The organism is Bacillus sp. N6, assembly GCF_052805735.1.
The window spans coordinates 2551701-2571276 of the sequence record NZ_CM127843.1; the positions used below are offsets into that span (position 1 = coordinate 2551701).

Here is a 19576-nt window from a genome sequence, read left to right on the forward strand (position 1 = left end):
GTATAAAAGCATCTTTTTTTAATTTACGGATTTTGTGAAAAGAGGTAGTATTTATTTTATATAAGTATATTTGAGATTGTGGATTAAAAAGGAGTTCAATAATGGTCAAAATTATGATTGTAGAAGACGATATGAAAATTGCAGAACTATTATCGACACATGTTGCGAAATATGGTTATCAAGGAGTTATTGTATCGGACTTTCAAAATGTATTAAACATTTTTTTAGAAGAACAACCAGAGTTAGTTTTATTAGATATTAATTTACCGAGTTTTGATGGGTACTTTTGGTGTCGTCAAATTCGCGGAGTTTCAACATGTCCGATACTATTCATTTCGGCCCGTGAAGGCACGATGGATCAAGTTATGGCGTTAGAAAACGGTGGCGATGATTTTATTCCGAAGCCTTTTCATTATGAAGTTGTAGTGGCGAAAATTCGTAGTCATTTAAGACGTGCATATGGAGATTATGCACCGAAACTAGAAGAGCGAATGATTGAGCAACAAGGTCTTTGTTTATATCCTGAAAGACTTGTATTGAAACTTAGAAATGACGAGATTGATATAACGAGAAACGAAGCTATTTTATTAGAGACATTAATGAAAAATTATCCGCGTGTTGTGAGTAGAGAAGTGTTACTTAATAAATTATGGGATAGTGAATCTTATGTTGATGATAATACATTAAGTGTAAATACAACACGTGTGCGTAAAAAGTTACAAACGTTACATATAGAAGGTGCGATTGAAACGATTCGTAGTGTTGGATATAGATTGCATATTACTTGGGATACTGGTATAGAAAAATGATAAGGTTGTTTATACGTGATCATATACCACTTATTTGCTTTACCATAATTCAACTACTAGCTATATTTCTCGTATATTGGTTTGATGGGCATAATCATATTACAACGGCGTTATATGCAATGTTTCTAGGTGTTTTCTTTATGGGAAGTTATTTAATGTTTCGTTATTTTACACATCGTTCTTTTTATGAGCGCTTAGCAAACCCGATGCAATCTTTAGATGAATCTGTTCAAAAATCTGATTTTGCAGCTGTATCGGCTGCTCTTCAAGAACTACTTGAGGTGCAATATAGACATTATCAAAATCAGCTGCAAATGCAAGAGAGAAAAAATAATGACCATTTAACCTTTATGAATCAGTGGATTCATCAAATGAAAACACCTTTATCTGTAATAGAATTAATTACACAGGATGAAGTAGATTCACGTTTTGAAAGTATAAATGAGGAAACTGATCGATTAAAAAAGGGATTAGAAATGGCTCTGTATGTCGCACGTTTAGAAGCGTTTACACAAGACTTTTATGTAGAAAGGGTACAACTACATAAAATAGTGAATGATTCGGTACATGAACATAAACGATTCTTTATCCGGAATTTTGTATATCCAGAGCTTGAAATTGATAAGGACATTACTGTAGAAAGTGATGTGAAATGGTTACAATTTTTAATCGGACAAATACTATCGAATGCGATTAAGTATTCATCAGGTAGTAGAGAAAAGATTAAAGTGAAAGCTTGTAAGGAAGATAATACCGTTATACTTGAAATTGCTGATAATGGCGTAGGTATACCGAAGCAAGATTTACCAAGAGTATTCAAACCTTTCTTTACAGGAGAAAACGGTAGAGATTTTAAAGAATCAACAGGAATGGGGCTATATCTTGTATATGAAATTACAAAACAATTAGGGCATAGTGTAGAGATTCATTCAGAAGTTGGTAAAGGTACCGTTGTACGAATTAAATTTTTTAATGTGTAGATAATTGATCTAGGCTAAAGAACTTTGGAGATAAGTTTTTTTAGCCTTATTTTATAGCAATTATATGAAATAGTAAAAGGTCATCTTAGTATGTATAATGACACGTTAATAAATACGGGTGTTAAATTAGAAGGATTTAATAATAAATTGATAAATAGATTTTGTAAGAAAAAAGCTACCCCTTTGAAAGAGGTAGCTGTATGTATCCATCCTATGAATAAGTGTATTAACATGAATAAGTATAATGTTCAAATTCGTGATATTTTTTGTGGATTATAATAGAATTAGTCTTTTATTTTTTCATGATACAGTATTGTAATTAAACAAACAAACTTAATAATTTATATCCAATTAACCCTAAAATAGTGATAGGAACCATTATTAAGAAAGAAGAAATTCGATTAGCATTAGAGCGTTCTAATACAAGAATCAAGATAATCCCGACTATGACTTCGGTATATCCAACAGGTAACATGTGACTATAGTGTTCAAAATTTAAAAGAATGTGAAGTCCATCCGTTACAAAAACTCCACTTAAAAGTGCGCTTCCGAATTTATGAAGTGGATTTGTAGTATCTTTCCATAGAAAACCTGCAATTCCAAAGATAGTTCCTCCTATACATGCACATACAATCCATACAGATATAAAATAAATAGAGTGAGCTACATTTTTAATAACTATTGCATAACCATAGTAGCCTAATACCATACCGAGTAGTGCAAGGAGACCAGAAAGTATAGCTGAACGCTTAGAATAACTAAAGCTAGCCACAAAAAAGGATGGAACTAACCAAACGCTTCCTAGATTAGCTAATGAATTCCAGTGTCCAGGAAGTATACTTTGCCCCAATTTAGTTAGTATACCAACAATAATCCCTACTATAATCGGGATGAGAAAAATCCTTAAAAACATATTTAACTTTGTGATTTTTAATGTCCTGTCCATAAATTCAATCCTTACATTATTATTTTCTGTAAAGATATAATAGCTTATCACAAGGGAATAATCAATAAAAATTTATCGAAAAACAATAAGTGGTTATTGGATAACGAATAACATTTTGTTTTTATATAAAATTTATATAAGAGAGAGTGCTTAGAAGTTTACTACTGGGGAAACCTAAAGGACGTATTACAATCAATGTAATTTGTGCTTGTTCAATATGAAGCTAAGAAATGATAAATAAGCCTAAAAGAAAGCGATCTTTTTAACAGCACAAATAATTGCATTTACTCATACAGTACTAGTATGGTACAATATGGTTATTAATGACGGAAAGGAATGATGGGTGGACGATGATTAACTAATCTTATTTTTAAATGTTGAAATGAAATAAATTTCAATTTATAAAAATTAGGATTAGTCTGCCCAATTCCAAACAACGGTATTGCTATTTGATTTGCGTAATAGCTTATTTGGGTATAAATAATGTAACGACTAATCCTGCCAAAATTACTTTGGGAGGATTTTTTTGTTCTCCCTTAATGAAAGGGATCGGTAATATGAAAGAAATTTTAAAATTAAATGATGTTTACGTTGAAATAATGGAAAATACTTTGTTAGAAAAAATGAATGTAGCAGTGAAACAAGGGGATGTTATCGGATTAATTGGTAAAAATGGTGCTGGTAAATCAACGTTACTTCAATTAATAAATGGAAAGATTGAGCCTTCAAAAGGGATTGTTGAATGGCAGCAAATGAATATGAAAACCGCATATGTTGAGCAAGAAATAGAATCTTTTATTAGTAATGATGTGATTTCGCAAGAAGCAGAACTTCTTGCGAAATGGGGCGTGCCAACGAACGATTTTCATACTTTAAGTGGTGGTGAAAAGCTGAAAATTCGATTAGCAAAAGGATTTGCCGAAAATCCTAATGTCTTAATATTAGACGAACCGACAAATCATTTAGATGAGATCAGTACGGGATTTCTCATTAAACAAATAAAAAAGATGAAAGGTACTGTTATTGTTGTATCGCATGACCGATATTTTTTAGATGTTGTCGCAACAAAAATATGGTCAATTGAGGACAAAAAATTAATTGAGCATAGTGGTAATTATACGAGCTACATGAAAGTACGTGAGCAAAGAAGGAAGTCGCAGCAGCGTGAATATGAAAAGCAGCAAAAAAAGATAGAACAAGTAGAAACACATATAAAAGAATTGAGTTCATGGTCACAAAAGGCACATGCGCAGTCTACAAAACAAGAAGGTGTGAAAGAATTCTATCGTGTAAAAGCGAAGCGAATGGATGCGCAAGTGAAGTCAAAACGAAAACGACTCGAAAAAGAGCTGGAGAAAACGAAAGTAGAACGTGTGAAAGAAGAATATTCAGTTGAGTTTTCTATTCAAGCGAACAAAAAAGTAGGAAAACGCTTTTTAGAAGTGAAGCAATTAAAAAAAGACTTTCATGGGAAAGTATTATTTGAAAACGTTAATTTTACAATTCAGCACGGTGAGAAAGTTGCGATTGTTGGACCAAACGGTAGTGGGAAAACAACATTACTGAAGATGATTATGGGAAACGAAACTGCAGAAGGAGAAATATGGATTTCACCTTCTGCAAATATCGGCTATTTAACACAAGAAGTTTTTGATTTACCGCTTGATAAAACACCAGAAAATTTATTTTTTAAAGAGACGTTTGAAGAAAGAGGAAAAGTCCAAAATTTAATGAAACATTTAGGATTCCAAGCGTCTCAATGGAAAGAGCCGATTGAGCATATGAGTATGGGAGAAAGAGTAAAATGTAAGCTAATGGCTTATATTTTAGATGAAAAAGATGTACTCATTTTAGACGAACCGACGAATCACTTGGATCTACCTTCACGTGAACAACTTGAAAATACATTAGCTGAGTATAACGGAACATTAGTAATTGTATCTCACGATCGATATTTTCTGGAGAAAACAACTAACACAAAACTCGTGTTTTCAAACAATACGATACAAAAGCAGCTAGAAGAACCTACTAAAACAAGAGATGATATTGAAGAGCTACGTTTAACGTTAGAAACAGAGAGACAAGAAGTATTAGGAAAATTAAGCTTTTTAACTTCTAACGACAAAGAATATAAAGAACTTGATGAACGATTTATAGAACTTACGAAGCAGATTAAGGCGCTATAACGTAAGTAAGGGGGATTAATATGGGAGAAGAGAGTTTGACTAAGTTATTTAGAATAGATTGTGGAGATATATACTTGCAAGAGTTTATGGTCAAAGATGCAGAGAGTATTTATAAAATAGCAAATCAACCGGAAATAGAAAAGTTTTTACCAGACTGGAAATCAACAAAAGAACAAAGGATGGATTGGATTGCAAATTATGAAATACCAGCAAATAAAGTATTTCTTGAGGCAGTGAAAACTACGAATAACATAGATAATCGTATGTTAAAGCTAGGAATATTTAAGAAAGCTACAAATGAATGCATTGGATGGTGCTGCACAGGCATGAAAGAAGAACTTCCTTCACCAAACAGAGAGATAATGTATGCTATCTCAAATGAACATCAAAATCATGGCTATGCTACAAAAGCGACTAAAGGTTTAATTGACTATTTGTTTAAAGAAACAAATTTAAATGTCCTCAACGCAATTGCTTTAATTAACAATGTACCATCAAATAAAGTTATTAAAAAATGCAGGTTTACTTATTTGAGTGAACAGAAGATAGAAGATCAAATATATAATCATTATGTATTGAGTAAATCTGAATGGATAAAAAATATTTCTCTGTAAAAGGAATTAAAACGAAATCATAAAAAAGCTTAGAGCTAAAACTCTAAGCTTTTTTATATTCATTTTATCCCGCATTACCGGGCAGTAAAACCCCCACTGATTAAAGTTTCACTTTATACCTGCTAACATATGAAAGGTACAATTGTAATGACTTCTTGATGGAATTGCTTTTCAACAAAATATGGAAATCAAGCTGTACAGGGGATAATCAGTTGGAAAATCATTCATGAAAAAGGGTGTTGGAAGATTTTGTCGAATTTATGTATCAATGATAATACAAATTTCTTACTCAAATCATTCTACAGATGAATTACTTGAAAAATGGAAGGGAAAAGAGAAATGGGCGGTATAAAGAAGCATTTAGTCTTAGTCAACAAAAATTGCTGGTAAGTCTATTAAAGAGCTACATATAAAACTTACGGTTGAGTGCTAGTAGATTAAATCTTTAAGCCAGGAATTAGTTTAAATGAGGGAGGGGAACACATATTATAATTTGGTTTCGTCACTTGCCACAAATAAGTATGGATTTTTCAGAATGGACTCCTTTTATACAGAATAATTGGTACCGAAAACATTATATGAAGTTTGTATATATACTCCAGATAATTATTTTTCTAATACCTTATTTCTTTGAAACAGGTTTCACTCATATTAATATATTTTATCTTATCATAATAGGTATCTTAGTCTTCATCATTCACGAATGTCTACACATTTTAGTAATAAGTAAAAAAGGGGATATTAGCTTAACATTTAGTAAAAGATTTTTTTGGTTAAATACAAATGCAATCTTATCTAAAACGAGATTTTGGGTCTTTATGAGCTTGCCTATTATTGTATTATCAGTAGTTCCTGCCATGATGTCATTCTTTGTATCAGGAAATATTAAATCAATTTTATTATTTATATGTTGGATAAACACATTCATTTCCGCCTCAGATATTTACAATTCGTTTTTGATTGCAATGAAACCGAAGCGCTCATTTTTTTGCAGAGGTTATTATAAAGTGAAATAGTATTTAATAGGTAACTCAAATATGCTTCAACTACATACAACAGTTAAAATATAATATTTGAAAGTAAAAAGACCGATAAAAAAATCGGTCTTTTCATATTAATAAAATAAAGATTAGAAAATAGCATTGTAATTCAAACCAATATGCAAATATTATAAGATAGATATACTTTGTTTATAGATTGAAAATAGGTTTGTTATCAGTTTTTTTAGAAATCTTACAAGCGTGTAAGATAAATGAAAGATGAATCAATATGAGCTGTAAGACAATTCATTTACACTCTATAGTGAGCAGTGGAAATGAAGGGAGAATATAAATGGAAATTTTGCAGGCAAATAGTATTAGTAAAGTATATAAAGGGAAAGTACCTTATAAAGCATTAGTAGATATTGATTTATCAATTCAAGAAGGTGAATTTGTAGGAATTATGGGCCCGTCAGGTAGTGGGAAAACAACGTTATTAAATATGGTATCTACTATTGATTCTCCATCATCGGGAGAAATATTTATTAATGGCACAAATCCTTTTCAATTATCATCAGAAGAATTAGCGTTATTCCGCAGAAAACAATTAGGATTTGTATTTCAATCATTTAATCTTCTTAGCACACTTACTGTAAAAGAAAACATCGTATTGCCGATGACTTTAGATGGTGTTTCCGTCCGAGAAATGAATAAACGAGTGGAAGAGATTGCAGAGAAGTTAAACATTACTGATATATTGAGTAAAAGAACGTTTGAAATATCAGGGGGACAAGCTCAAAGAACAGCAATCGCTCGCGCAATCGTTCATAAGCCGCAATTATTACTTGCAGATGAACCTACAGGGAATTTAGACTCTAAATCTTCAAATGATGTAATGGAGATGCTTGATACTCTAAATAAAGAAGAAAAAGCTACGATGATGTTAGTTACTCATGATCCGTATGCAGCGAGTTTTTGCAGCCGAGTAATCTTTATTAAAGATGGTCAACTATATAACGAAATTTATTGCGGTGAAAGCAGGCAAGCGTTTTATCAAAAGATTATGGATGTCCTTTCTTTGTTAGGAGGGAAAAGGCATGACTTTTCGTCAGTTCGCATTTAATAATATTTTTCGTAATAAGCGTACATATGCAGGTCATTTTTTAAGTAGTGCATTTTCAATTATGATTTTCTTTACGTATGCACTTTTATTATTTCATCCCGATCTACAAGGGGAGTTGAAATCGACAAGTACAACAATAAGTGCATTTGGTACATTAGGATTTAAAGTTTCACAAGGGTTGATATTTGTATTTTCATTTTTCTTCATTCTATATTCAGTTAGTTCATTTTTAAAAACGCGTAAGAAAGAATTTGGCATTTTAATGATGCAAGGTATGTCAATGAGACAGCTTAAGAAGTTATTGTTAATTGAAAATATGTTAATTGGAATTGGTTCAATTTGTATAGGTATTCTTATTGGACTCATTTTTTCTAAACTAGTTTTATTAATAAGCGCCAGTGTATTAATGATTAGCAATGGATTACCTTTTTATATACCAGTACAGGCTGTATTATTAACAGTCATTACATTTCTGTTCTTATTTTTAATTGTTTCGCTAGTAACATTTAAAATGATAAAAGTTACAGAGCTTGTGGAACTGATTCAAGCAGGGGAAAAGCCAAAACCTGAACCAAAATCGTCAATTTTATTATCAATTTTTTCTTTATTTAGTATAGGGTATGGCTATATTTTAGTATTTCGCTTTATCCCAAATCATAGTTTTATTGTGCTCGGAATAGGAGTGTTTCTGGTAATTATTGGAACGTACTTTTTATATACACAGTGTAGCGTGTATATATTGCATCTTGCTAAAAGGAGAGAAAATTTCTTTTTAAAGAGAACGAATATATTAACATTTTCAGAATTAATTTATCGTATGAAGGATAATGCAACGATGTTTTTTATAGTATCTATTATTTCAGCAGTTGCTTTTACAGCAATTGGCACGACAGCTGCTCTTGGAAATAAAGATTTAGTAAGGATGACGAATCCGTATACATTACTATACATGGCTCCTGAAAACAACAAAATAGCGGATAAACATCTCTCTATTATAAAAAACCATCTGGCTGATGCTAATATTCCGTATCGAATGGCTTCATCTTCATATATATATACAGAAAGTAATGTATATGTAATGAAATTAAGTGAATATAACGAACTTGCGAGAGCGCTAGGGTATCAACAAGAAACGATTGAAAAAGAAGATGAAATGTTATTAATTCCTGGAATGGTATCACAAAAACAAGAATTTAAAAATGGTGATTATAAGAAGAATATTGAAGTCATTCAAGGCGATTGGACAAAGACATTTCATGTAAAAAAAACTGTCGATAATTTAGTTTTACCTCATGATACGGAAGGAATATATATTGCTATTCAAGATCATGTATATGATGGAATTCCACTGAATAGTGGTCCAGATAATGAAGATATTATTCAATATCGTACTTACGGATTTGTTGTAGATGATTGGATAAAAACGAAACAGGTTTCAAACCAATTAAATAATATATTTAATCAAGATCCTAGAGATATACATTTTGAATTTAGAGCTCTAACTATAGAGTTGTTAAGTGCAAAACAAACGAATGGATTATTACTTATGGCTAGTGTTTTAGTCGGAATTGTTTTCTTCACATTTGCTGCTAGTTTTATTTATTTTCGATTATATACTGATTTGGACCGCGATCAACAGCAGTATAAAATGATTTCGAAAATGGGGTTAAGTAAACGGGAGTTAAAGAAAGTCGTAACGAGACAGTTATTATTAATGTTTTTCTTACCGATTGTCGTTGCAGTAATACATACTGTAGTCGCTTATATGGCATTACAACAATTAGTCGATTTTTCTATTCTAAATAGCTCTATCGTCATTTTAATTTCATTTATGTGTATACAAGTTTTATATTTCTTTATAACTCGTTGGCGTTATTTACAAAAGCTTTATAAAACGATGGAACAGTAGAGAATATGAGCAAGTATGCTTGCAGAAAAGCATGTATAAACCAATTTGAGTTATGAAAGGAACTGTGATGAAAAAACAATTATCTATTTTCATATTAAGTATATTATTGTTATTAAGTGTAGGTGCATGCTCTAAAAATGAAAACAGATTTCCAGCTAACGGTGTATTAATCATTGGAGATGAGAATCATACTGGAGCAATTATGAATCGTTATAAGGAAAACACGAAAGAACAGGAAGCTTTTGCAGTGAAAACAGGTAGATTCGACCAAAAAAGGGTTCTGATAATAAATGAATCTACTGCACAAGAGATGATGAATGCAAAGATTTTTCGTAAACGTGATCAATCATCCCTTTCTAAAACGTTAGATACGTTGCCGGATTTTCCAAAAGAAAGTTCCCTATTATTTATAAATGAAGAAGAAAAGAATATAAAAATTATTGATATAGAAGGAAGCAAGATACCTGTTACATATGGTAATGATGCTTGGCTTGGCAATAAACGTGACTATGGAGCACTATGGTATATTATTGTGGCGAGAAATAGTGTGTATAAAGAAATAAGGGCAACTGAAACGAATATGCAACTTCTACACTTGAAAAAGTCATTAGGTGATGAAAACCCTAAAATATCGACAGATAATACGTTGATTAATGAAAAAGTAAAAGTAAGAAAGTTAATTGAAGGTTTTAAAGGGGAAGGATCAGTTCAGTTTGTAACGATTGGAGGCAAATCTTAAAAAAGAGTTCAAAGTTGATAATGGTTCTATCAACTTTGAACTCTTTTTAGTTTATCCCACTATTTGTGAGGAGTGGTGCTTGTCTTATAAAACATTCATATAACAAGATTACATTACTTCATTTAATCGAGTATCACTCGTTTCCTCAATCCTATTTGAATTTTGAACTGAATTATTTTGGGCTTCTTTTTCTTTACGAGCCTTTTGTAGCATTTCAAGGATGATCCATAAAGGAACGCCTTTATCCTTTAACATCTTCCATAAATCTAATTCATTAAATTTATGCTCAGACTGTTTCATTTCTTTTTCAGATGAACGAATATCAAACTTGATAGGATCATTTACTTTCGTACTTTCAAGTTTAGTAGAAGAGATAGTATTATGCTCAAGAGTAGATGGAGTTATTTTAGTAGGTTGAGATAATGTATGAATATTTGATCCGATTTGCATGCTTTTTCCTCCTTTTTGAAGCAATGAGATTAGTTTTCTTATGGTTTTTAAATTTTTTTAACATGAGGAAACTATATCTAATTATAAATTCAAATAAACAGATTTACAAGTTATATTGTAAAAAGTAAATGTTCACTTGAATTAATATTTATCAACATTTGTATATGTTTTCTATATATACAACGTATATAAAATACTTTACATTATGTTTAAGTTGTTAAAGTATTCTGTTAAATTTTTAAAAAAGAAAAATGTAAACGTTTTATTAGGGGGAGAAAGTATGGGGAAGTTATTTTTAAAAATATGTTTTTTCGCATTAGTGACCGTATGTTCATTCGTAGCGAAAATATCATACGCTGAAGAAAGGCAACAAAATAATTATCCTATCATATTGGTGAATGGATTTGCTGGATGGGGTAGGGAAGAAATGCTGGGCGTAAAATATTGGGGTGGTGTTCATGATATACAGGAAGATTTGAAACGAAATGGTTATATGGTACATACCGCAGCTGTTGGACCTGTTTCTAGTAACTGGGATCGTGCATGTGAATTGTATGCACAAATTAACGGTGGGACAGTAGACTATGGTGCCGTACATGCTGAGAAACATGGACATAATCGTTTTGGCAGAACTTATAGTGGTTTTGCACCGAATTGGACTGAAACAAATAAAGTTCATTTAGTTGGACATAGCATGGGTGGACAAACGATTAGAACATTAGTACAGCTATTAAAAGAAGGTAGTTTTGAAGAAAAGAATTATGTGAAAAATCACCCAAACACCAAAATATCACCACTATTTGAAGGCGGAAAATCATATGTTCATAGTGTTACAACATTAGCAACCCCTCACAACGGTACAACACTTGCGGATGGGAGTCTTCTGCTACCGTTCGTTAAAGATTTACTCATTACAACTGCAAGCTTCGGAGGAAACAATAATTTATCGTTATATGATTTCAAATTGGATCAATGGGGGATAAAGAAGAATGCTGGAGAGTCCTTTTTCCAATATAGTAATCGTATTCTAAATAGTTCACTTTGGAAAAATACAAAAGATATAAGTCAATGGGATTTAAGTACAGATGGTGCAAAGGAGTTAAATAATTGGGTAAAGACGCAACCGGATGTGTATTACTTATCTTATAGTGGACATGCATCACAAGCAGCACCTATAACAGGTTTACATTTACCACATATAACGATGAATAAAGTGTTAATGGGGAATGCATTTTTCTTAGGTTCCTATGCGAGATATGAAGAAAACCGTCCATTAATCGATACTTCTTGGTGGCAAAATGATGGTGTAGTAAATACAAATTCTATGATTGCACCAACTTCTAATGTTGCTGTAAATAATAATGAGTCATTACAGATTGGAAAATGGAATCATATCGAAACGAAAGCGAATTGGGACCATCTCGACATGGTAGGGTTAAGTGTTTCAGACTCGTTAGGTTTTTCTAGCATTCAAGAGTTTTATAGAACAATTGCTGAAAAGCTATCACGTTTACCGAAATAGGTAATAATAAAGCGCTCTCGATGGAATTCGAGAGCGCTTTATATTATATTGAAAGAGGGATTTGGTAGAAAAATATGGGGGGATATTATGAAAATTCAAGTTGTATTATCAGGATACGGAACAGTAGGCAGAGAGTTTATAAAATTATTAAATGAAAAATATTCATATATATATGAAACATATGGGATTCAATTAGTTGTAAGTGGCGTATTAGGGAGAAATATTGCAATACATAATGAAGAAGGCTTATCTCTTCATCATTTATTAATGTATGGTGCCGGTACCGCTGCAATTGAAAAATATTTAGAGTATCATCCGAAGGAACGTGCAACAACTAGCATAAGTGGTACTGTATTGGTAGAATCAACGGTTACAAATCTTAAAGATGGAAATCCAGGGAAACAATATATGAAACAAGCGATTGAGAAACAGATGGATATAGTAGCAATTTCTAAAGGTGCGCTCGTTACAAACTGGAGAGAAATAAATGAAGCAGCAAGGGGCGCAAATGTACGAATTCGATATAGCGGTGCAACAGCCGCTGCGCTACCGACACTAGATATTGGACAATTTAGTTTAGCCGGTTGCAGTATTGATAAAATAGAAGGAATATTAAATGGAACAACTAATTATATTCTTACGAAAATGTATGAGGAAGATATGACATTTGAAGAAGCGCTGAAAGAAGCACAAAATCAAGGGATTGCTGAGACAAACCCTTTATTAGATATAAGTGGTTCAGATAGTGCGTGTAAATTGTTACTTTTGACTAACAGCTTAATGGAAACAAAGAAAACACTTACTGATATACATATAAAAGGAATTGAGCACGTTACAAAACAGCAAATACAAAATGCTAAGAAACAACATAAAATTATTAAATTAATAGCATCAATATATAAGGATGAGGGTGGCAATGTGAATTTAAATGTTGAACCGTGCGAAATAGAAAAAGATCATCCGTTAGCAAAAGTAAATGGGACCGAAAAAGGAATTACGTTCTTTACAGATACGATGGGGCAAGTTACTACAATTGGCGGGGCTTCTAATCCACGAGGCGCTGCAGCTGCAGCTTTAAAAGATGTAATTAACTTATATCGAAAAGATTTGTAAGACCGTACCGCCCTTTATAAAAAATACATATGTCGTGGACCTTTTGAGAATGAAATAAATATGCAAAAATGATTGCAGGGGGTAAGGAATTGTTTAAGGATTTTAAAGTTGTTAAAGATCGTCCCGTTTATATTCAATTAAAAGACTATTTGAAAAAGATGATTATGAAAGGGCATTTGCTCGGGGATCAAAAAATCCCATCAACAAGGGAACTAAGTGAATTACTAAGTGTGAGTAGAAACACTGTACTCGCTGCTTATGCAGATTTAGAGCAAGAAGGACTCATTTATGCAGTTAAAGGAAAAGGGAACTTTGTTGCGAAGGTGGATATATCTAATACTTCGTCTGTTGAAATAGATTGGAAAAATAAACTTAATACAGTGACCGCATTAGCGGACGAATTAGATTTAATGAAACATGGTGTTCGTTGGGAAAAGGGAATGATTGTTTTTAATAGTATAGCCCCGGATGAGAAGCTATTTGATGTTGAAAATTTCAAAAGAGCTTTTCTTACTCGTATGTCCATTGAAGGGGACATCGTATTGAACTACGGATATGCAAAGGGATATAGACCGTTAATGAATTATTTACTTCATTACATGGAAATGAAAGGTGTAGACATTTCGAATAAAGATATTCTAATTACAAATGGATTTACAGAAGGATTGGATATTGTACTCTCTTCTTTATCAAAAAAATCCGGTCGTGTCATTTGTGAGAATCCAACTCACCATGCTGCACTTAAGCTTTTCCGTTTACATGGACTTGAAGTTCATGGGATTGATATGCATGAGGATGGTATTGATACGAATGAAGTTGAAAAAAGTTTGCGTGAAAAAGATTTTGATTTTGCTTATTTAATTCCTTCTTATCATAATCCAACCGGTATTGTTACGAGTTCAGAGAAAAGAACGGAATTGATGAGGTTATTCTCAAAATACAAGGTTCCTATTATAGAGGACGGATTTAATGAAGAATTACGTTATTCAGGTTCACATTTAGCTCCATTATTAACTTTTGCGGGAGCTGGCAATAATGTGATTTATATTAGTAGCTTTTCAAAGGTGCTTTTCCCTGGTTTACGTGTAGGCTGGATTATTGCAGATAAAGAGCTGATTCATTATTTAGAAAGCGTAAAAAGAGCAAGAACGATTCACACATCTACGCTAGATCAAGCTGTTCTGTTTCAATATTTACATGAGGGATACTTTGAAAAATATTTAAAAAAGGCAAGATCTGTTTATAAGAAAAAATATGAGTTAGCTGTCGGGGCATGTAACCAGTACATTCCTTTTAAAAGAATGACTGGAGATGGTGGACTTCATTTATTTATAGAGCTAGAAGAGCATATGAACGCCCGCACACTTTTACAAAAGTGTTATGAGAAAGGCGTTACGTTTTCACCTGGAGATGTTTTTTACTCTGATGGAGAAGGAGCGAACACTTTCCGATTAGGGTTTTCGCGCTTGAAAGAAGAAGAAATAGTTCGGGGAATTAAAATAATTGGTGATACATTAAAAAATGAAAATTGGAGTTGAGAAAATGAAAATCGGTGTTATTATGGGCGGGGTATCGTCTGAAAAACAAGTTTCAATTATGACGGGGAATGAAATGATTGCTCATTTAGATAAAAATAAGTATGAAATAGTTCCAATTACATTAAACGAAAAAATGGATTTAATTGAAAAAGCGAAAGACATTGACTTTGCATTGCTCGCATTACACGGAAAATACGGAGAAGATGGGACAGTTCAAGGAACACTGGAGAGTTTAGGGATTCCTTATAGCGGAAGTAATATGTTATCTAGCAGTATATGTATGGATAAAAATATTTCGAAAAAGATTTTACGTTATGAAGGTGTAGAAACACCAGATTGGATTGAACTTACAAAAATGGAGGATCTAAATCTGGATGAGTTAGATAAGTTAGGATTTCCATTAGTGGTAAAACCAAACTCTGGCGGATCGAGTGTCGGGGTGAAAATCGTTTACAATAAAAATGAATTGATCTCAATGCTAGAAACTGTATTCGAATGGGATTCTGAAGTAGTAATTGAGAAGTATATAAAAGGTGATGAAATTACATGTTCTATTCTGGATGGAAAACAGTTACCTATAGTTTCAATTCGACATGCAGCCGAGTTCTTTGATTACAATGCAAAATATGATGATACTAGTACAGTTGAGGAAGTTATCGAACTTCCAGCAGAAATTAATGAACGTGTAAATAAAGCTTCACTGACTTGTTATAAAGCATTAAAATGTAGTGTTTATGCAAGAGTTGATATGATGGTGAAGGACGGAATTCCATATGTAATGGAAATTAATACATTACCAGGGATGACACAATCAAGCCTATTGCCCAAAAGTGCAGAAGCAGCGGGAATTAGTTATAGCAAACTATTAGATATGATTATTGAAACATCATTAAAAGTTAGAAATGAAGAAGGGTTTTAAGGAGATTATATAACTAATTCTTTTGACAGTTTCACGAAGTATGCTATGATGAATACATTATAAAAACAAAATATTTATCCACTAGGGGGGCCTTTTATAGGCTGAGATCAAATGTGATTTTGAGACTCTTAGTACCTGATCTGGTTAATGCCAGCGTAGGGAAGTGGGAAAGACGTTGCTATTTAATGAGTAAATAAATACTGTCAATTTCACTTTCTTTACGCCTGTAAAGAAAGTTTTTTTATTTTACAGCTTTAATAATTGTGGATAAATACTTATATTTTATACATTATTGGAGGGATTTAAATGACTTTTTCACAATCATTACGTAAAGAAGTAGATTCAATTTGGGAAGCGAGTTTTAACCATCCTTTTGTAAAAAAACTTGGTGAAGGAACATTAGATTTAGCTAGTTTTCGCTATTATGTGCTTCAAGATTCATATTATTTGAGTCATTTTGCTAGAGTACAAACTTTAGGAGCTGCAAAAGCTCTTGAATTAGAGACGACAGCTCGTATGGCACATCATGCTCAAAATACATATGAGGCCGAGTTATCTTTACATGAGAATTTTGCTAAAAAGCTAGGGATAACAAAAGAAGAAAAAGATAATTTTATTCCTGCGCCAACTGCATATGCGTATACTTCACATATGTATCGTGCTGCGTATGAAGGGCATTTAGGAGATATCATTGCAGCAATTTTACCTTGCTATTGGTTGTATTATGAAATTGGCGAACGCTTAAAAGAGTGCCAGCCGGAAGAGCCAATTTATAACGAATGGATTTCTGCTTATGGATCTGATTGGTTCCGTACGCTAGTTGAAGAACAAATTACACGTTTAGATACTATCGCTGAAAAAGTAACAGAGGTAGACCGCAAACGTATGAAACAGCATTTTATTATTAGCAGTCAATATGAATATTCATTTTGGAAAATGGCTTATACATTAGAAAAGTGGCCAGTGGATACAGACGTAAAAGACGTAATTGGATAAAGAATAGAAATAATGTTATAGATAGGTATGGATCATACCTATCTATATATTTTTTCTTGTCAAATTTGCGTAAAGTCATTAGTGCTACGGATATGGCGAAATAAAATATCGATAATTTAGCTCATTTACTTGTCTACGCAATAACTGGATAAACTTCTGTCACATTTATTTTACAATCAAAGAACGTAAATGTTGGTGGTATGAAGTTAAATAAGAAAAGAAACCCGAGCTGTTAGCTGTAACGGAGTTGTTTTTTCTTTGCAGGAATTTCTAAATTATCATGGAGTGTTGTTAATACGATATGCAAATATGCATATCGTATTTTTTTGAGTTCTTTATGTGTTAAAATTAGATATAAAGATATGGAAATATAAAGAAGCAAAAGCAGGAATATCCAATGAATTTTGAGAGGTGTTATATGTTTACAAATAAGAAATTAATTCGATTTGGTTTATCGTTGTTTGTATTTTTAGGGATAATTAATTTTACAATCAGCTATTTCCAAACATATCTTGAAACAGCAGCAGATATTAAATGGGTAATTCCAGAAATTTGGAAAACTATTTTGCTAGATGTTCCTCAAGGTATACTTGTTCTTTTAGGCGCAATTGCTTTATATGATTTCACAAAAGAGGCATCACAAAAAGACGCATCAATCTAAGTGTGTCTTTTTTCTATTAGGAATTTCATAGAGAGTTTTGCTGGAGAAATAGAATGAAAAGCCCTAATAAGGGCTTTTTTCTTTGTAGGAATTTCTTATCCGTCATAGAAACCGGTTACTTGGAGGTGTTATAGCGAAAGGCATTTACAGTACAGAAAAATCTAAGCGGCAGACGAAAATATATAGGATATGGCAACATAATTATTGAGAAATTAATTGAATTTAGTAGGTATGAAGATATGACGCTAGAATTCATATTTTTTAATTTTTATTTATCCCGCATTAACGGGCTGTTCGTAAAAGCCTGATTGGTGAGGGCTAATAATCAGCGGGGGATGAACTCCCCCCCACTGATTAAAGTTTCACTTTATAAAAATGAGCCCATAGCAAAAATAGGTATATGAACAAGGTGCATCATTTAGTGATAAGTCATACTTTGTTGGTGTACGTATTGAACTTAGTTTATAGCGCTATTTTTACTTAGATGTAACGAACAGAAATATAGGGAAGCATCAATGAGGTTGTATTTTATAAACGGAGGTTATGAAAATGAATCAGTTTCAACAAGAACTACAAGCGTTAAGTCTTAATGATTACCGGTCTGGAAATATTGTCTATTGGGACCAGCAAAACCAATATCCATATTACTATATTGAAGATGCTGCTCGTCGCTGTGGCGGTTGTGGTGGTTGTGGTGGTTGTGGTGGAGGTCGTTGTGGCGGATTCCGTTGTGGTGGATTCCGTTGTATTGGTTGCTTCGGTTGTTTTGGTTGCGGAGGTTGCGGAGGTTGCGGAGGTTGTGGTGGTTGTGGTGGTTGTGGTGGTTGCTCTAACTGTTTTGATGGTTTTAGTGGTACTACTGATACTACTGGTACTATTATAACGTATGAATATTGATTGCATTTATCCTGCTATTTGCCGGGCAGTAAGACCCTAAAAAAATTCAGCGAGAGCAAAGAGAAGTTAGGTGGCGGACTACCCATAAAAGCCCAATTGGTGAGGGCTAATTAAAGTTTCACCTTATCAATTAAAAAACATTAGTTTTATATATGTACGTGCCGACAAAGAATATAGCCATTATTATAATTGATATATTCAATCATTCAAGTGAAAGAGTAACAATAAGATATATAGGTGTAATCAAGAGGTGATGGATAAAGCAATGACTAGATTTAAAATCTAATCATTGCTTTTTTCTTATGGTTTTATCATCAAATATCTGTCTGGTTTAGGGATTGATTCCTTCTAGCTAATGAATTCATTACAACTTTGTAAGGTTAATGTAATGTTAATCGATAGTAAGTGAAGATGCTTGAGTGTAATTTAAATAAGATTAAAAAGTACTGTTTATCTATAAAATAATTGGGTAAATAATATGTAATTAGGAAGTGTATGAATATGATTGAACTAAAATCTATTATCCATTCGTATAAACTAAAGAGAAAAATAGCTAAAGATTTATACGGAAAAAGAGATGAATTGACACTGTTATTAAATGAATTTAATAAAATGAAATGTACAGTAACATCTGAAAAGAAGAAAAACAATATATTATCTCGTTTGCAACTAATTTATCAAAATATGAAATTAGATAAGCAGTATCCTCTATCAGTTGCTTTTGATAGTAAATTATTGGAGCGATTAGAAAAAGAACCTCTACATACTATTGAGGATGGTGTAACATGTTTACATCTAATGTTAGATGTGAATTATGAGAAAATAAAACAATATGGTTCGAGTACAAGTAGGTCATTTGTTCCATTATCGCAGTCTTCTATTTGTCTTGCTGATTGTATTTGTTTAACAGGAGTTGTAGTAGGTTTACTAGGAGCAATTTCATTTGGGGGATTACTGTTATCTATATGTTCAATTACATAAAGGTTGATATTTGTAAAAAGGGCACCGAATTAAGGTGTTCTTTTTTGATTTTTTTGTAAAGATATTGTAAATGATAAGTACAATGCATTAAGTATAATGTATAATTCGAATGTATCGAAATTCAAATATAATAGAGGTGTTATACATGATAATTACTTTGAATTTTTAAAAGAGTCGGTTTGATAATAATTTATGTAGATAAACAGTTTTTAC

At 32.3% G+C, this 19576-nt stretch carries 18 protein-coding genes, 1 pseudogene and 1 riboswitch; of the genes and pseudogenes, 17 read left to right on the plus strand and 2 right to left on the minus strand.

The window, feature by feature from the left end; all coding sequences use genetic code 11:
* The first annotated feature begins 101 nt into the window (after positions 1 to 101).
* Both ACUXVC_RS13050 and ACUXVC_RS13055 read left to right on the plus strand, forming a co-directional pair.
* Positions 102 to 809 (plus strand): response regulator transcription factor, encoded by a 708-nt coding sequence (locus ACUXVC_RS13050; protein WP_000238996.1) that lies wholly within the window; start codon positions 102 to 104, stop codon positions 807 to 809.
* Positions 806 to 1789 carry a sensor histidine kinase gene (locus ACUXVC_RS13055; protein ID WP_089171079.1) on the plus strand — a complete coding sequence of 328 codons (984 nt, stop codon included), beginning with the start codon at positions 806 to 808 and terminating at the stop codon, positions 1787 to 1789. The genes ACUXVC_RS13050 and ACUXVC_RS13055 overlap by 4 nt, the downstream gene beginning before the upstream one ends.
* A gap of 319 nt (positions 1790 to 2108) precedes the next feature.
* On the opposite strand, the gene ACUXVC_RS13060 is transcribed toward ACUXVC_RS13055, so the two are convergent.
* Positions 2109 to 2735: a DUF6518 family protein gene (locus ACUXVC_RS13060; RefSeq protein WP_098976002.1), complete on the minus strand. Its 627-nt coding sequence runs from the start codon at positions 2733 to 2735 to the stop codon at positions 2109 to 2111.
* A gap of 557 nt (positions 2736 to 3292) precedes the next feature.
* Between ACUXVC_RS13060 and abc-f the strand changes: the two genes are divergently transcribed.
* The 6 genes from abc-f to ACUXVC_RS13090 all read left to right on the plus strand — a co-directional run bounded on the left by abc-f (position 3293) and on the right by ACUXVC_RS13090 (position 10286).
* Entirely contained in the window at positions 3293 to 4921 is a 1629-nt protein-coding gene (abc-f, locus tag ACUXVC_RS13065) for a ribosomal protection-like ABC-F family protein (protein ID WP_098127278.1), read from the plus strand.
* A gap of 20 nt (positions 4922 to 4941) precedes the next feature.
* On the plus strand, positions 4942 to 5535 hold the full coding sequence (locus ACUXVC_RS13070; RefSeq protein WP_089171081.1) for a GNAT family N-acetyltransferase: 594 nt from the start codon (positions 4942 to 4944) through the stop codon (positions 5533 to 5535).
* Between the two features lie 521 nt (positions 5536 to 6056).
* Positions 6057 to 6551 carry a DUF3267 domain-containing protein gene (locus ACUXVC_RS13075; protein WP_098127279.1) on the plus strand — a complete coding sequence of 165 codons (495 nt, stop codon included), beginning with the start codon at positions 6057 to 6059 and terminating at the stop codon, positions 6549 to 6551.
* Positions 6552 to 6867: 316 nt separating this feature from the next.
* Positions 6868 to 7638, plus strand: coding sequence for an ABC transporter ATP-binding protein (locus ACUXVC_RS13080; protein WP_053564410.1), 771 nt, complete (start codon positions 6868 to 6870; stop codon positions 7636 to 7638).
* Positions 7613 to 9547: an ABC transporter permease gene (locus ACUXVC_RS13085; RefSeq protein WP_095690846.1), complete on the plus strand. Its 1935-nt coding sequence runs from the start codon at positions 7613 to 7615 to the stop codon at positions 9545 to 9547. Before ACUXVC_RS13080 ends, ACUXVC_RS13085 begins: the two co-directional genes overlap by 26 nt.
* A gap of 67 nt (positions 9548 to 9614) precedes the next feature.
* Positions 9615 to 10286, plus strand: coding sequence for a lipoprotein BA_5634 family protein (locus ACUXVC_RS13090; protein ID WP_141241054.1), 672 nt, complete (start codon positions 9615 to 9617; stop codon positions 10284 to 10286).
* A 108-nt stretch (positions 10287 to 10394) separates the two neighbouring features.
* On the opposite strand, the gene ACUXVC_RS13095 is transcribed toward ACUXVC_RS13090, so the two are convergent.
* Positions 10395 to 10736 carry a DUF3914 domain-containing protein gene (locus ACUXVC_RS13095; protein WP_098976004.1) on the minus strand — a complete coding sequence of 114 codons (342 nt, stop codon included), beginning with the start codon at positions 10734 to 10736 and terminating at the stop codon, positions 10395 to 10397.
* Between the two features lie 280 nt (positions 10737 to 11016).
* Between ACUXVC_RS13095 and ACUXVC_RS13100 the strand changes: the two genes are divergently transcribed.
* The 9 genes and pseudogenes from ACUXVC_RS13100 to ACUXVC_RS13140 all read left to right on the plus strand — a co-directional run bounded on the left by ACUXVC_RS13100 (position 11017) and on the right by ACUXVC_RS13140 (position 19363).
* Positions 11017 to 12258 (plus strand): esterase/lipase family protein, encoded by a 1242-nt coding sequence (locus ACUXVC_RS13100; RefSeq protein WP_446026124.1) that lies wholly within the window; start codon positions 11017 to 11019, stop codon positions 12256 to 12258.
* An 87-nt stretch (positions 12259 to 12345) separates the two neighbouring features.
* The gene (locus ACUXVC_RS13105) at positions 12346 to 13371 is read left to right on the plus strand and encodes a homoserine dehydrogenase (RefSeq protein WP_095690843.1); all 1026 of its coding nucleotides are present in this window, start codon (positions 12346 to 12348) and stop codon (positions 13369 to 13371) included.
* Between the two features lie 89 nt (positions 13372 to 13460).
* Positions 13461 to 14909: a MocR-like pyridoxine biosynthesis transcription factor PdxR gene (pdxR, locus tag ACUXVC_RS13110; protein WP_095690842.1), complete on the plus strand. Its 1449-nt coding sequence runs from the start codon at positions 13461 to 13463 to the stop codon at positions 14907 to 14909.
* Positions 14910 to 14913: 4 nt separating this feature from the next.
* Entirely contained in the window at positions 14914 to 15828 is a 915-nt protein-coding gene (locus ACUXVC_RS13115; RefSeq protein WP_061660682.1) for a D-alanine--D-alanine ligase, read from the plus strand.
* A gap of 73 nt (positions 15829 to 15901) precedes the next feature.
* A riboswitch (TPP riboswitch) is annotated at positions 15902 to 16007 on the plus strand.
* Positions 16008 to 16134: 127 nt separating this feature from the next.
* Entirely contained in the window at positions 16135 to 16824 is a 690-nt protein-coding gene (gene tenA / locus ACUXVC_RS13120; protein ID WP_095690841.1) for a thiaminase II, read from the plus strand.
* Positions 16825 to 17221: 397 nt separating this feature from the next.
* On the plus strand, positions 17222 to 17485 hold the full coding sequence (locus ACUXVC_RS13125; protein WP_002082716.1) for a DUF3937 domain-containing protein: 264 nt from the start codon (positions 17222 to 17224) through the stop codon (positions 17483 to 17485).
* Between the two features lie 549 nt (positions 17486 to 18034).
* A complete protein-coding gene (locus ACUXVC_RS13130; protein ID WP_446026125.1) occupies positions 18035 to 18382 on the plus strand; it encodes a heterocycloanthracin/sonorensin family bacteriocin in 348 nt (115 codons plus the stop codon).
* Positions 18383 to 18516: 134 nt separating this feature from the next.
* Positions 18517 to 18668, plus strand: a pseudogene (locus ACUXVC_RS13135) (site-specific integrase); the annotation flags it as partial.
* Between the two features lie 209 nt (positions 18669 to 18877).
* Entirely contained in the window at positions 18878 to 19363 is a 486-nt protein-coding gene (locus ACUXVC_RS13140) for a hypothetical protein (protein WP_002041181.1), read from the plus strand.
* The last annotated feature ends 213 nt before the right edge of the window (positions 19364 to 19576 follow it).

Coding starts and splice junctions, on each gene's coding strand:
- ACUXVC_RS13130 (WP_446026125.1), top strand. CDS start 18,035: ATGAATCAGTTTCAACAAGAACTACAAGCGTTAAGTCTTAATGATTAC.
- tenA (WP_095690841.1), top strand. CDS start 16,135: ATGACTTTTTCACAATCATTACGTAAAGAAGTAGATTCAATTTGGGAA.
- ACUXVC_RS13060 (WP_098976002.1), bottom strand. CDS start 2,735: ATGGACAGGACATTAAAAATCACAAAGTTAAATATGTTTTTAAGGATT.
- ACUXVC_RS13085 (WP_095690846.1), top strand. CDS start 7,613: ATGACTTTTCGTCAGTTCGCATTTAATAATATTTTTCGTAATAAGCGT.
- ACUXVC_RS13100 (WP_446026124.1), top strand. CDS start 11,017: ATGGGGAAGTTATTTTTAAAAATATGTTTTTTCGCATTAGTGACCGTA.
- ACUXVC_RS13080 (WP_053564410.1), top strand. CDS start 6,868: ATGGAAATTTTGCAGGCAAATAGTATTAGTAAAGTATATAAAGGGAAA.
- ACUXVC_RS13115 (WP_061660682.1), top strand. CDS start 14,914: ATGAAAATCGGTGTTATTATGGGCGGGGTATCGTCTGAAAAACAAGTT.
- ACUXVC_RS13070 (WP_089171081.1), top strand. CDS start 4,942: ATGGGAGAAGAGAGTTTGACTAAGTTATTTAGAATAGATTGTGGAGAT.
- ACUXVC_RS13125 (WP_002082716.1), top strand. CDS start 17,222: ATGAATTTTGAGAGGTGTTATATGTTTACAAATAAGAAATTAATTCGA.
- ACUXVC_RS13050 (WP_000238996.1), top strand. CDS start 102: ATGGTCAAAATTATGATTGTAGAAGACGATATGAAAATTGCAGAACTA.
- ACUXVC_RS13055 (WP_089171079.1), top strand. CDS start 806: ATGATAAGGTTGTTTATACGTGATCATATACCACTTATTTGCTTTACC.
- ACUXVC_RS13140 (WP_002041181.1), top strand. CDS start 18,878: ATGAATATGATTGAACTAAAATCTATTATCCATTCGTATAAACTAAAG.
- ACUXVC_RS13105 (WP_095690843.1), top strand. CDS start 12,346: ATGAAAATTCAAGTTGTATTATCAGGATACGGAACAGTAGGCAGAGAG.
- ACUXVC_RS13075 (WP_098127279.1), top strand. CDS start 6,057: ATGGATTTTTCAGAATGGACTCCTTTTATACAGAATAATTGGTACCGA.
- abc-f (WP_098127278.1), top strand. CDS start 3,293: ATGAAAGAAATTTTAAAATTAAATGATGTTTACGTTGAAATAATGGAA.
- ACUXVC_RS13095 (WP_098976004.1), bottom strand. CDS start 10,736: ATGCAAATCGGATCAAATATTCATACATTATCTCAACCTACTAAAATA.
- ACUXVC_RS13090 (WP_141241054.1), top strand. CDS start 9,615: ATGAAAAAACAATTATCTATTTTCATATTAAGTATATTATTGTTATTA.